Origin of the sequence: Bradyrhizobium sp. BR 1433, from assembly GCF_051547665.1 — a bacterium.
Taxonomy (GTDB): Bacteria; Pseudomonadota; Alphaproteobacteria; order Rhizobiales; family Xanthobacteraceae; genus Bradyrhizobium; species Bradyrhizobium australafricanum.
This window is the reverse complement of sequence record NZ_JBPUGG010000001.1, coordinates 2,263,560-2,276,210: the sequence shown is the minus strand read 5'-3', so window position 1 is coordinate 2,276,210 and position 12,651 is coordinate 2,263,560. Positions and strand designations below refer to the sequence as shown.

The 12,651-nt window shown below is 61.4% G+C and carries 10 protein-coding genes; 8 read left to right on the top strand and 2 right to left on the bottom strand.

The window, feature by feature from the left end:
- The first annotated feature begins 63 nt into the window (after positions 1-63).
- Complete coding sequence (locus ACSKB9_RS11485) at positions 64-846, top strand: C13 family peptidase (protein ID WP_438073226.1); 783 nt, start codon at positions 64-66, stop codon at positions 844-846.
- Between the two features lie 715 nt (positions 847-1,561).
- The gene (gene tenA, locus ACSKB9_RS11480) at positions 1,562-2,236 is read left to right on the top strand and encodes a thiaminase II (RefSeq protein WP_092083090.1); all 675 of its coding nucleotides are present in this window, start codon (positions 1,562-1,564) and stop codon (positions 2,234-2,236) included.
- 572 nt (positions 2,237-2,808) lie between these two features.
- Here tenA and ACSKB9_RS11475 read toward each other — a convergent pair.
- Together ACSKB9_RS11475 and ACSKB9_RS11470 are read right to left on the bottom strand one after the other, a co-directional pair.
- Positions 2,809-4,308 carry a CoA-acylating methylmalonate-semialdehyde dehydrogenase gene (locus ACSKB9_RS11475; RefSeq protein ID WP_438073224.1) on the bottom strand — a complete coding sequence of 500 codons (1,500 nt, stop codon included), beginning with the start codon at positions 4,306-4,308 and terminating at the stop codon, positions 2,809-2,811.
- The gene (locus ACSKB9_RS11470; protein WP_438073222.1) at positions 4,305-5,969 is read right to left on the bottom strand and encodes a GMC family oxidoreductase; all 1,665 of its coding nucleotides are present in this window, start codon (positions 5,967-5,969) and stop codon (positions 4,305-4,307) included. Before ACSKB9_RS11470 ends, ACSKB9_RS11475 begins: the two co-directional genes overlap by 4 nt.
- A 23-nt stretch (positions 5,970-5,992) precedes the next feature.
- Here ACSKB9_RS11470 and ACSKB9_RS11465 point away from each other — a divergent pair, with 23 nt between their 5' ends.
- The 6 genes from ACSKB9_RS11465 to urtC all read left to right on the top strand — a co-directional run bounded on the left by ACSKB9_RS11465 (position 5,993) and on the right by urtC (position 12,650).
- Positions 5,993-6,967, top strand: a complete 975-nt coding sequence (locus ACSKB9_RS11465) for a LysR family transcriptional regulator (RefSeq protein ID WP_438073220.1) — start codon at positions 5,993-5,995, stop codon at positions 6,965-6,967.
- Between the two features lie 196 nt (positions 6,968-7,163).
- Positions 7,164-8,315, top strand: coding sequence for a transporter substrate-binding domain-containing protein (locus ACSKB9_RS11460; protein ID WP_438080165.1), 1,152 nt, complete (start codon positions 7,164-7,166; stop codon positions 8,313-8,315).
- Between the two features lie 15 nt (positions 8,316-8,330).
- A complete protein-coding gene (locus tag ACSKB9_RS11455; RefSeq protein WP_438073218.1) occupies positions 8,331-8,921 on the top strand; it encodes an ANTAR domain-containing response regulator in 591 nt (196 codons plus the stop codon).
- Between the two features lie 344 nt (positions 8,922-9,265).
- Positions 9,266-10,516 (top strand): transporter substrate-binding domain-containing protein, encoded by a 1,251-nt coding sequence (locus ACSKB9_RS11450; protein ID WP_438073216.1) that lies wholly within the window; start codon positions 9,266-9,268, stop codon positions 10,514-10,516.
- A gap of 77 nt (positions 10,517-10,593) precedes the next feature.
- A complete protein-coding gene (gene urtB, locus ACSKB9_RS11445) occupies positions 10,594-11,487 on the top strand; it encodes an urea ABC transporter permease subunit UrtB (protein ID WP_438073214.1) in 894 nt (297 codons plus the stop codon).
- Between the two features lie 5 nt (positions 11,488-11,492).
- On the top strand, positions 11,493-12,650 hold the full coding sequence (urtC, locus tag ACSKB9_RS11440) for an urea ABC transporter permease subunit UrtC (protein WP_438073212.1): 1,158 nt from the start codon (positions 11,493-11,495) through the stop codon (positions 12,648-12,650).
- Position 12,651: the final 1 nt, after the last annotated feature.

Below are 12,651 nucleotides of genomic sequence, written 5' to 3'. Positions count from 1 at the left end.
GGGCGCAATGCCGTCAACTTGAATCGCCATATGCTAGGTGGCGATCACCAAACGAGGTTCGCCATGGCGTGCAAGTCTTGGAGTGGTTCTTGGAACGGCACTTGGATCGGCTCTTGGATCAGCCGGCTTGGCGCGCCGCTCGTCGCTTTTGTTTTGACCGTCGCGCCGTTGGCTTCGCCGGTGCACGCCGTTGAGGACGCTCGCAAGGTGAGCGTGGTGTCGTTCGGCCTTTTCGGCGATCAGGGCGTGTTTAGAAGCGAGGCGACCGGCGCAGCACAGGTCGTAGCGGGTCGTTTCGGGAGCGGCCCAGTCAACGTGCAATTCAATTCGAAGAAAGGCGGAGGTGCAACGATTGAAGGCCTGGCTAAGTCCTTGCAGGCGGCGGCCAATGGGATGGACGCCGAGAATGATGTTCTGTTCTTGATTCTCACCTCGCACGGCTCCCCCGACGGGCTTGCAATCAAAGCCGGGCGGCTTACGCAAACGCTCACGCCGTCCCAGCTCGCCGCCATGTTGGCGCGGACCGGCATGCGATACAAGGTGGTGGTCATCTCTGCCTGTTATTCCGGAGTCTTTATCCCTCGTCTCGCGAACCCCGATACGTTGGTCATCACCGCGGCCGGTGCCGACCATTCATCGTTCGGCTGTCGGGACAAAGCCAAGTGGACCTACTTCGGCAACGCCTTTTTCAATGTCGCACTCCGGCAAGCCAGAAGCCTGAAGAACGCCTTTGTCGTTGCACGCTCGCTCGTCCAGCAGCGAGAACTGCGCGCTCGCTTCGAGCCGTCGAATCCCCTGATGGCAGGCGGCGCAAACGTGCAACCGTTGCTCATTGCGCGTCCTTGAGGACCGGCCGCGTTTGCGGCCGGCGCCGGTGGGTGCCGTCAACCTCGTCCACGTTGATCTGGTCACCGCATCGCGCCGCATGTCTGCTACTGGCCCCTTAGCGGACTTGATTGGCGTTATGGCTGACTTCCGCTTTGCCGGAGATAGCCGACTTCACCGCCAAAGGGAGAGACTGCTTCTGTCGGTGCCTCTCCGTCGGCCGAAGGCGAGGATCGTGGATGGCACTGTCGCGTCCACTCATTTAGCAGGTGAGCTTGCCTGACGCCGTTGCGAACTTTGGTGTGAACGAAAACAGCACGTATCTGGTGCGGTTTCTGGTGCGGTCGTCGCGCTGCGGGCAACGGGAACGAAGTAAGCTATTGATCTCATTGGCGGGCCCGGCAGGACTCGAACCTGCAACCAGACCGTTATGAGCGGTGGGACAATCGTCGCCGCTGTTAAGTTTCCTGCCTTTTCGTCGAATTCGACCACGTTCGCCGCCCTTCGTGCGGGTTGTTATTGGCGCGAAACTGGTACGGATTGTCAGTAGTCGAATCTTGGACCAGGACGTTGCGTTCTGTAGGTGATAACGTGAGAACGCACTCAATCCCAGCGATCGACGACCTCCATACGGCAGCGTGCCGGCAGATCGCCGCGGCCGGCCAAGGTCAGCCTCATAATGCAGGCTATGGGAAGTAATCAAAAGCGGTTCATGACAAGCCAGGCGAAACATAACGTGAGTTTCTGGGAGCGTCTAAAGACAGAGGCATCTGCTGAGTGGCGCGCCTACACCGAGCATCCCTTCACGAACGGATTGGCAGACGGCTCGCTCGCCGAACCGGCATTTCGTTATTATCTTGCTCAGGATTACTTGTTCCTCATCGAGTTCGCGCGCGCCTACGCGCTCTCGGTCTACAAATCGCCCAAGCTTGCCGACATGCGTGAAGCAGCGGCCGGTCTTTCGGCCATCCTTGATGTCGAGATGAACCTTCATGTGACACTCTGTGCCGGTTGGGGTCTGTCCCCAAGCGACCTTGAACAGACCCCTCCGGCGGCCGAGATGCTAGCCTATACTCGCTACGTGCTGGATGCTGGAATGCGCGGCGATCTGCTGGCACTCAAGGTGGCGCTGGCCCCATGCGTGATCGGGTACGCGGAGATCGCGAAGCGGCTGGCTGCACAACCCGATGCGAACGCTGCGACGAACCCCTATCGCGTGTGGATTGCCGAGTACGCTGGTGCGCCATACCAAGAGGTCGCGGCGAAAGCGGGAGCACACTTGGAACGTCTCGCTGATCTCTACGCCACCCCGGCCCGCGAGGCAGAACTGATTGCGATCTTCAAGGAAGCTACTCGTCTCGAGGCAGACTTCTGGGAGATGGGCTGGCGCGCGGGCCAGCGTGTCGAATAGCGCTTCGGAAATTGTCATGCTTATAACCTGAAGGTCATCGGTTCGAATTTGTTGGCAAAGCTATCCGCAGATTTGGTCTCAATTGGGCTCTCTTTGATGATTTTGGACACTTGGCCACGCTGAAGAGCACGGGTGGTCCCGAAATGCACTTTGCAGTGCGGCTCGGCTTTGCAACGCTTTGAAATCGCAGCAAATGCGAACGCTCCGACCCGCCTCCGATAACGTTCGCGTCATCGGATCCGGCGCCGAATCGGCCACGGGAGCTGAATCAAAATCAATCGCGGATGGCAGGCCTCGTGTGCCGACCATCATCTTTCGTGGCGTCGCCACACCACGGCGCATCCCAACAACGGCGACCGGAGCATCGATCGGTCCGCCAAAAGCGGGGGTCCGACAGCGAAGGTACTTCGCGGACGAGTACCGCACGGCCGATACCCCCACCTGTGAACTTTCTGACGACGCGCCAATGTTGGCTATGAACCTTCAGCTGCTGCTAGTCGATCAACGGTGATGCCCGCATCAGGTGCCTGTAGCTCACGTCTTGGTTGCCTCGCTATTTGGTCGCTTGCCCTTCATCCCAACGTTGGCATCACGTACTCCGCGCCACTGCGAATACCGGTCGGCCAGCGCGTCGTAATTGTCTTCAACCTGGTATAGAATCGCACGCCTTCTGGTCCGTGCATGTGGTGATCGCCGAACAGGGAGGCTTTCCAGCCACCAAATGAATGGAAAGCCATCGGAACAGGAATCGGCACATCGATGCCGACCATCCCGACCTGGATCTGGTTGGCAAACTCGCGTGCCGCGTCGCCGTCGCGCGTAAAGATCGCGGTGCCATTGCCGAACTGGTGCGCGTTGATCAGGGCGGCGGCCTCGTCATAAGACGAGGCGCGTACGACCGCTAGGACTGGTCCGAATATCTCTTCGCGGTAGATCGTCATATCGGATGTGACGCGATCGAACAGTGTGCCGCCGGCGAAGTAGCCGTTCTCGTAACCCTGGCGGCGAAATTCACGACCATCCACCAGCAGCGTCGCACCTTCGGCGACGCCGGTATCAATGTAGCCTCGTACCTTGTCGCGATGTTGCTGGCTGACAAGCGGACCCATCTCGCTCTCCGGGTCCATGCCTGGACCGATGTTCAACGCATGAATCCGGGGTACGAGCTTTTCGATCAGGGTCTTTGCCGTCGTCTCGCCGACAGGGACCGCAACCGAAATCGCCATGCAGCGTTCGCCGGCCGAGCCATAGGCCGCGCCCATCAGCGCGTCGACAGCCTGGTCCATGTCGGCATCCGGCATGATGATCATATGGTTCTTGGCACCGCCCAGGGCCTGGCAGCGCTTTCCGTGCAGAGTTGCAGTTTCGTGGATCGATCGTGCGACAGGTGTCGAGCCAACGAAGCTCACCGCTGCGACATCAGGGTGCGTCAACAGCGCGTCGACCGCTTGTTTGTCGCCGTGAACGACGTTGAACACGCCGTCCGGCAGCCCGGCCTCTTTCAACCATTGCGCCAGGAGGATGGACGCGGAGGGAACCTTCTCGGAGGGTTTCAGGATGAATGTGTTGCCGCAGGCAAGTGCCACCGGAAACATCCACATCGGAACCATCGCCGGGAAATTGAACGGCGTGATGCCCGCGACGACCCCGAGCGGCTGGCGCAACGAATGACTGTCGACGCGCGTGCCGACGTTCTCGGTGATCTCGCCCTTCAAAAGCTGTGGCGCGCCGGTGGCAAACTCCACGACTTCCATTCCGCGCTGTACTTCTCCCTTTGCGTCGGAAAAAACCTTGCCATGCTCTGACGTGATCACGGCCGCGAGCTCATCGAGCCGTTCCTCGAGGATACGGAGGAAACGATTGAGGATGCGCGCGCGCCGCAGCGGCGGAGACTTGGTCCAGTCGGGAAAGGCGGTCCGTGCGGCCGCGACCGCCGAAGCGACCTCGTCGGCGCCGGCAAGCGGCACGGTCCCGGATTGCTCGCCTGTCGCAGGATTGTAGATCGGCGCGGCACGGCCGTGCAAAGACGTGACCGGGGCGCCATTGATGAAATGCGGAACGGGATGGGTCATTTGCGGAGTCTCCTCGATGAAACGAATGGCGGCTGGGCGATGCGGGACCGATGCGCGTCGTCGAGCACCATGCTGGCGCCCTTGCGCGCGATCATTGCGGTTGGGGTGTTGGTATTTCCCGATGTGATGGTGGGCATGATCGAGGCGTCGATGACCCGGAGCCCGTCGATGCCTCGCATGCGAAGGCGCGCGTCAAGCGGTGACAGCGGATCCGCCTCGGGCCCCATCTTGATGGTGCCGACCGGATGGAAGATGGTCGTGCCAATGTCGCCGGCAGCGTGTGCGAGTGACACGTCATCGTCGGCGACGCACGGGCCGGGCAGAAATTCCTCGGGTGCGTAACGAGCGAGCGCCGGCTGGCGCATCAGCGTGCGGGTGACCCGAATGGCATCCGCCGCGACGAGCCGGTCCTCGGACGTAGCAAGATAATTTGGCGCGATGCGTGGCGGGGCATTGGGGCTGCTGGACTCGATCCGGACCGTGCCCCGTGATGTCGGCCGAAGATTGCAGGCGGCGACCGTGATCGCAGGAAAGCGGTGCAGCGGTTCGCCGAACTTGTCGAGCGAGAGAGGCTGGATGTGAAACTGGATATTGGCTCTCTCATGCGTGGGGCTCGATCGGGTGAAGATGCCGAGCTGTGAAGGCGCCATGGTGAGCGGGCCGCGTCGGCGGAAGATGTAGTCGAGTCCCATGAGGGCGCGGCGGCCAAGCGAATGGTACGTTTCGTTCAATGTGCGAATGCCGCTGACCTTGTAGATCGCGCGCTGCTGAAGATGATCCTGCAGGTTGTGTCCGATGCCCGGACCATCAAGCGCAATCTCGATACCCAACGGGCGGAGCCAGTCGGCGGGTCCTACGCCGGAGCGATGCAGGATCTGCACGGAGCCGAGCGCGCCGGCACACAGGATGACTTCCCGCTTGGCAGCGACATCGACGGATTGACCGTCTCGGACCAGACGCAGGCCGGTCACGCGACGGTTTTCGATACGGAGCCTGTCCACGCAGACATTGGTCTCGAGGCGGAGGTTTGGTCGGCTCAAGGCCGGCTTCAAAAAGCCTCGCGCAGAGGACCATCGTCGTCCGCGCTTCTGGTTGACGTGGAAGTAGCCGGCGCCCTCGTTGTCACCGGTGTTGAAATCCAGGCTGCGCGAAATGCCCATGTCCTCGGCGGCCGTCGCCACGGCGTCGAGAACCGGCCACGACACGCGCGGCGGCTCGATCCGCCAGCCGCCTCCCGTGCCGTGGAGGTCGCTCGCGCCCATGAAGTGATCTTCGAGATTGCGAAATTCCGGCAGCACATCATCCCAGCCCCAGCCCTCCAAGCCGAGCTGACGCCATCCGTCGTAGTCCGCTGCCTGGCCGCGCATCGAGATCATCGCATTGATCGCGGACGAGCCGCCGATCACCTTGCCGCGGGGATAGGCCAGCGCGCGTCCATTCAATCCCGGCTCCGGGTCCGTCTTGAACATCCAGTCGGCGCGCGGATTTCCGATGGCAAACAGATAGCCGACCGGAATGTGAAACCAGATCCAGTTGTCCCTCCCGCCTGCTTCGAGCAGAAGGACGCGGTTGCGCGGGTCTTCGGACAGCCGGTTTGCGACGATGCAGCCTGCGGTGCCTGCACCGACAACCGCATAGTCAAAATCCCCCTCGATCCGCATCAGGCCTCTCTTCTCTCCGCGCAATGTTGCCGCTGGATGGCATGGCGGATTTGTGCTCTCAATGCCCGAAACTGCGACTTCTATTTGCAAAAATGCGAGAGCCCCGAATGGATTGGGATGATCTGCGAGTCTTCCTCCAGGTGACGCGGAGCGGCCGGATGTCCGAGGCCGCGAAACTGCTCGGCATCGACGACTCGACTGTCGGGCGCCGTGTCCTCCGCCTCGAACGGTCGGTCGGGATGCCGTTGGTCGAAAGGGCGGGGCGGCGGACGGCGGTGACCGAGCATGGCCGCCGGCTCGCGGACATCACGGAGGAACTGGAGTCGATCATCCTGCGCGACATCGCGGGGTTAGCCGACGCGCAATCAGTGGTGAATGGGCGCGTTCGGATTGGTGCGCCCGAAGGGCTGGGGGCCGGATATCTCGGCAGCAAGATCTTCCTGTTGTCCGCCGCGCATCCCGAGCTCGAAATCGAACTGGTCGCCTTGCCGCGGACCTATTCGTTGGCGGCACGCGAGGTCGACATCGCCATCACGCTTGACCGGCCGGTGGCGGGGCAGGTCGCGGCTCAAAAGCTGACCGACTACACGCTCGACCTCTATGGTTCGGATATCTACTTCCAGCGGATGGGCCGTCCGAGGTCACTGCAGGATCTCAGGAAGCACGTCTTCGTCGGGTACATCCCCGAGCTCCTTTTTACCCAGCAGCTCAACTTTCTTGACCTGGGTGACGGTGTGGAAGTCGTGCCGACGATCCGCACCAGCAGTGTGATCGCACAGGTCGACGCGGTGGTCAGCGGCGCGGCTATCGGCGTCCTGCCGCGTTATCTCGCTCGCGAGCGACCGGGGTTGAAGCTTCTGCTCGGGGACAAATTCCAGGCAACGCGCAGCTACTGGATGTCTGTCCACGATGATACCCGTCGACTTCGCCGCGTCCGCGTGGTGCTCGAGGCGGTCGCTGCCGCGGTTCGGTCCGACCGCAGGTCCTTCCTGCGATGAATTGGACGCCCGTCGTATTTCGTGCGGCGGCTCGCATTCGTCATGGCCGAAGTTTTTACGGTTGCTGCATTGCAACGAGTCCCGGCCTCTGACATACTTTGGATGCGGCTCGCATGGTCGAGATCGTCCTGAACGCGAACAGTGTGGTTCTCGACCTCTGCTAAGGGGGACGGGGACCATTTTTTTTGGGTGAACGCTGATGGATATGGAGACTTGGCGCGTCGGTGTCTTGTTTTCTGAGACCGGAGTGACCGGTGCGATCGAGCGCACGCAGCGGGCGGCTACGCTTCTTGCGATCGATGAAATCAATGCCGCCGGCGGAGTTTGCGGACGGCGCATCGAGCCGGTGGCTTACGATCCCGCGTCGACACCGTCCCGCTACCGCGAACTGACGGTGAAGTTGCTCGACGAGGATCGGGTGCGCGTCATCTTCGGCGGGCACATGTCGAGTACCCGCAAGGCGATGCTGCCGATCGTCGAAGCGCGGAGCGCGTTGATGTTCTATCCGACGCTCTACGAGGGCTTCGAGTATTCGCGCCACTGCATCTATACCGGCGCAGCTCCCAATCAGAATTCGGTTCAACTGGTGGATTATCTCACCAGGAACCACGGCAGTCGCGTATTTCTGGTGGGGTCGAATTACGTCTACCCTTACGAATCGAACCGGATCATCGCGGACCTGTTTGCGGGTGCCGGAGGTCACTCGGTCGAAGAAATGTATGTGCCGCTCAATCTGACCGCCGGCCACATCGCAAAGATCCTCGACAGGGTGCGCGCCACCAGACCCGACGTGATCTACTCCACCATCGTCGGCGCCGGCATCGTGCCGTTCTACACCGCCTTCAAGGAGGCCGGATTTGACGGCCGGCAGCTTCCGATCGCCAGTCAATCGACCAGCGAGGCCGACGTCGTTCTCATGCGGCCCGATGTTGCCGAAGGCCACGTCACGGCGGCGCCATTCTTTCAGTCCGTCGATACGCCGGCGGCCCGCGCGTTCGTTGCGGCCTATCACAAGCGGGTGGGGAACGATTGGCCGGTGACGGCGCCGGCGGAAGCGGCTTACTTCTCGGTTCACCTCTTCGCGGCGGCATTGGAGCGCAGTCGTAGCGATCATCTCGAAGAGCTGCTGCGGTCGCTCTGGGAAGTGGAGTATGACGCGCCGCAAGGACCGGTCCGGATCGACGGTAACACCAACCACACGCATCTATGGCCGCGCGTGGCACGCGTCGATGCCACCGGAAATTATCGCGTCGTTCACGACGCCGGCGTGAGGGTGGCACCCGACCCGTTCATGCTGGAAGTCCGCTTCCAGCACGAATCGGGGAGAGCATGGGCACTGTCCTACTGAGCGAGGCCGAACTCCATGTCTGTCGCTCTTCTCAAGGACCTTCGCGATCTCGATGTCGCCGTGATTCATCCATTCGATGCCGATGGCGAACGGCTCGTCGAGCATCTGCGCCGCATCGGGTGCATGGCGAACCTGTTGTGGCCGGTGCCGCCGTCGGTGCCGCAGGGATGCGATATCGTCTTTCTCTCGATGGAAGACGAGGCGCGCGAGGAAATCGGGCAATTGCTGAGGTCGATGCCGAATCCGCCGCCGACCATCCTCGCCATTGTGAGCTACGAGAATCCATCGATGCTACAAATGGTGCTCGAGAGCGGGGCGTTGTCCGTGATCGAGCGACCGATCAAGCCGTTTGGCTTGCTCACCAATCTCGCCATTGCCCGCAATCTCTGGCTGCAGCGGCAACGCCTTTTGAAGGAGGCGCGCAAGTACAAGAGGAAGGTTCTCGGCGATCAGAAGATCGCGCGCGCCAAGGCGATTCTGATGGCGGCAAACAATTTGAACGAGGAGGATGCCTACGCGAAGTTGCGTCAGGAGGCGATGGCGCAGCGTCTTCCGATCGACGAGATCGCGAACGCGGTCATTAATTCCGAAACGCTCTTGCGTTAGATAAAAAACGATGCTTGTATCCGGCAACATCTGAAACAGATGTTCCTGGCGCATCCCCTCAATCCTTGAGGCCATGTTCTAGGTGTGTAGCGCGCAAGGCGCGTTACACTGCGGCGATGAAGCCCGCCCAGTCCTCTGAACCGAGGATGGTGCGGGTTTTTTGTTTGCCTGCTGACAAGGCCGTCAGCCCATTCACCTCGAGATGATCGTCACGTCGACATGTTTGTTCGACCGATGGCGCTCGCCTTGATCCCGGCGGGTGCTGGCGGAAGTTCGCCGGCGCGGGACGAAGGGAGACGGATGTTTTTCCGCTTTCATCGACTTTTGGAAACAGGGGAAGTTCTATGAACGTAAGTCGCCGTCATCTTCTGAAAGCCGCCGCGCTCGGCTCGGCCAGTCTTGCCGCGCCGCAGATCGTGAGCCGTGCCTTTGCCGCCGAACCGATCAAGGTCGGCGCGCTCTATTCGCAAACAGGCAATCTGGCCGTGGCGGAGAAGCTTCTCGCCAACGGCGTCTCGATGGCCGTCGCCGAGATCAATGCCGCGGGCGGCGTGTTTGGTCGTCCCGTCGAGGTGGTCGTCGAGGACGGCGCGTCCGATCCGAAGACGTTCTCCGAAAAGGCCTCCAAGCTGATCGTCAAGGACAAGATCATGACGGTCTTTGGCTGCCACACCTCGGCGAGCCGCAAGGCTGTGCTACCGATCTTCGAGAAGCGCGGTGCAATGCTATTCTACCAGACCCATTACGAAGGCTTCGAGTGCTCGCGCAACGTGATCTATTCCGGCGCCGTGCCGAACCATCAGCTCGCGAACTACATCCCGTGGATCGTGAAGACCCTGGGCAAGAAGAAGTTCTTCATCGTCGGTTCGAACTACATCTACCCGCGCGAGATGGCCAAGGTCTCCAAGAAGCTGATCGAGGCCGCAGGCGCCCAATGGGTGGCCGACGAATATCTCGAGCTCGGCCATTCCGAGTGGGCGGTCATGGTGAAGAAGATCAAGGAGTCGGGTGCGGACGTGGTGCTGTCCAACGTCGTCGGCAACTCCATCATCGCATTCTATCGGGAATTCAAGAACCAGGGCATCTCGCAGGCCGAGATTCCGATTTGCGCGACGGTGACGTCGGAGATCGAGATCGCCGCCATGGGCGCGGATTACGCCGCCGGCAGCTATACCTCGTTCCCGTATTTCATGTCGCTCGACATGCCCGGCAACAAGAGCTTCATCGAGCGTTTCCGCAAGTTCGTCAACGATCCGAAGCAGGTCACCTACCATTCGCTGGAAGCCGCCTATTTCCAGGTGTTCCTGTGGAAGCAGGCGGTGGAGAAGACCAAGGATCTCAGCGCACAGGGGATCCGGACCGGCATCGCCGGCGAGAGCTACGAGGCGCCCGGCGGCGCGGTGACGATCGACGCCGACGATCTGCATTGCTGGCTGACCCCGCGCATCGGGCAGTGGCAGGCGGACGGCCAGAGCAAGGTGGTCGATGCCTATCCGCATCCGATCAAGCCGCTTCCGTACTTCGCCTATGGCGAAACCGAATCGAATCTCTTCTGCACCTCGAAGGGGCTCGATACGTCGAAGCTCAAGATCTGAGCTCATCATTCAACCCGTGAGGCGATCGCCGCCTCACGGACTCTCGCAGCGGCAGGTGCTGGATTGCGGTACGCCTCATGATCGACGTTCTTTTCATCGGCCTCAGCCTGGGCTCGATTCTACTGCTGGTCGCGCTCGGTCTTGCGATCACCTATGGCGCCATGGGCGTCATCAACATGGCTCATGGCGAGATCGTGATGGCGGGGGCCTACGTGGCCGTGCTCTCCGGGATCTGGTTGAAGACCAGCTTCTATGTGGCGTTACCGCTCGCATTTCTGGCCGCTGCAGCCCTTGGCTGGATCATCGAACGTCTGGTGGTGAGCCGCCTCTACGGACGGCTTCTCGATACGCTGCTCGCGACGTGGGGAGTCTCCATGCTGATTCAGCAGGCGATCCGGCTCGAGTTCGGTTTGACGTTCCTGGGAATCCACATCGACGGACTGGGGACCGGTCTGCAGAACGTCGCAGTGCCTGCTGAACTTCAGGGAGCGGTCAACATCGCGGGCGTCGAACTCAACGCCTATCGCGGCTTCATCGTGCTTGTGACCGTGGTGCTCACGGCGCTGACCTGGTTCATCATGTATCGGACCTCGCTCGGGATGAAGGTCCGAGCGATCATCCGCAACCCGAAAATGGCGGCCGCGTGCGGCGTCGACGTGAGGAAGGTCAATGCGCTGACCTTCGCTTACGGTTCGGGATTGGCCGGTGTCGCCGGCGTCATGATGTCCGGGTTCAAGGGGGTCTCGCCCGATCTCGGCTCCAGCATGGTCGTGGACGGCTTCATGGTCGTGGTCACCGGCGGGCTTGGAAGCCTCGTCGGCACGATCATGGCGTCCGGACTTCTCGGCGAGACCAATGCGCTCGTCGCCGTGGCGACCAACGACATCCTGGCGCGTGCCGTGGTGTTCGCAGCCGTAATTCTCGTCATCGTTCTGAAGCCCGAAGGGCTCTTCTCGTTCAAACGGCGCTGAGCTCCATGACTCTCGATCGCAAGCTGACACTTTGCGCCTACGCGCTGTTCATCGCCGCAATTTTCGCGGTGCCGCTGTTCGTTGACGAATTCGGACTGAACCGGATCGCCAAGTTCCTCGTCTATGGCATGCTCGGCATCGCGATCGCGCTGTCGTGGGGTTATGCCGGTATCCTCAATCTCGGGCAGGGGCTCTTCTTCGGGCTCGGCGCGTACATGCTGGCCATGTCGTTGAAGCTGGCGAGTCCGACCAGCCTGCAACAGGGGGCGGACAGACCGGTACCGGACTTCATGCTCTGGAACGCGGAGCCCGGTGCGCCGACCGAGCTGTGTTGCATCAACAAGGCATCATTCCTCTGGCTGCCATTCCAGCATCAGGGCTTTGGTCTCGTGATGGGAATTGTGCTGCCCGTGGTCGTGGCGGCCTTGCTCGGCATCATCGTCTTCCGCAAGCGGATCGAAGGTCCATTTGTCTCGATCATTACGCTGGCCCTGGTGCTCCTCGTTCGCCTCGTGCTGGTCGACGCGCAACCGGTCACGGGTGGCTTCAATGGGCTGACGGACCTCGCCTCGCTTGAGATATTCGGCTTCGAGTTCGATCCTTACAGCAAGGGCACGTACTGGCTGGTCGCGAGTATCTTGACCGTGACCCTGGTGGCGACGCGCCTGATCGTCGAGACCCGGGCCGGTCTGGTGTTGCAGGCGGCGCGGGACGACCAGCGGCGCGTTCGCTACCTCGGCTTCGATGTCTCGCTCTACCAGACGTTCTTCTTCTGCGTGGCGGCGGCGATCGCCGGCCTGGCGGGCATGCTCTACGTGATCGTCGCGCAGTTTGCCTCGCCGACCTTCATGGATCTCGCCTTCTCCGTCACGATGGTGGTTTGGGCGGCCGTGGGTGGCCGTGCCTCGATCCTGGGCGCGTGCGTCGGAGCAATTCTGATCAATATGATGGAGGCCGGCATCAGTGAAACGGAGACGCTGGTCGGAGCCTGGAAAGCGATCATTGGCCTGGTCTTTGTGCTGACCGTGCTGTTCCTGCCTCGAGGCCTCGGTGGGCTCCTGCATGGTCTGATCGGACGGCTTGGCGCGGTCGCGCGCGGCAAGCCGCGTGTTGCTCACGTTCCGGTCTCCAGCGCGGCTGTCACCGAAACGAAGGAGGCTTGAG

Coding starts and splice junctions, on each gene's coding strand:
- ACSKB9_RS11485 (WP_438073226.1), top strand. CDS start 64: ATGGCGTGCAAGTCTTGGAGTGGTTCTTGGAACGGCACTTGGATCGGC.
- ACSKB9_RS11475 (WP_438073224.1), bottom strand. CDS start 4,308: ATGACCCATCCCGTTCCGCATTTCATCAATGGCGCCCCGGTCACGTCT.
- ACSKB9_RS11470 (WP_438073222.1), bottom strand. CDS start 5,969: ATGCGGATCGAGGGGGATTTTGACTATGCGGTTGTCGGTGCAGGCACC.
- ACSKB9_RS11465 (WP_438073220.1), top strand. CDS start 5,993: ATGTTGCCGCTGGATGGCATGGCGGATTTGTGCTCTCAATGCCCGAAA.
- ACSKB9_RS11455 (WP_438073218.1), top strand. CDS start 8,331: ATGTCTGTCGCTCTTCTCAAGGACCTTCGCGATCTCGATGTCGCCGTG.
- ACSKB9_RS11450 (WP_438073216.1), top strand. CDS start 9,266: ATGAACGTAAGTCGCCGTCATCTTCTGAAAGCCGCCGCGCTCGGCTCG.
- urtB (WP_438073214.1), top strand. CDS start 10,594: ATGATCGACGTTCTTTTCATCGGCCTCAGCCTGGGCTCGATTCTACTG.
- urtC (WP_438073212.1), top strand. CDS start 11,493: ATGACTCTCGATCGCAAGCTGACACTTTGCGCCTACGCGCTGTTCATC.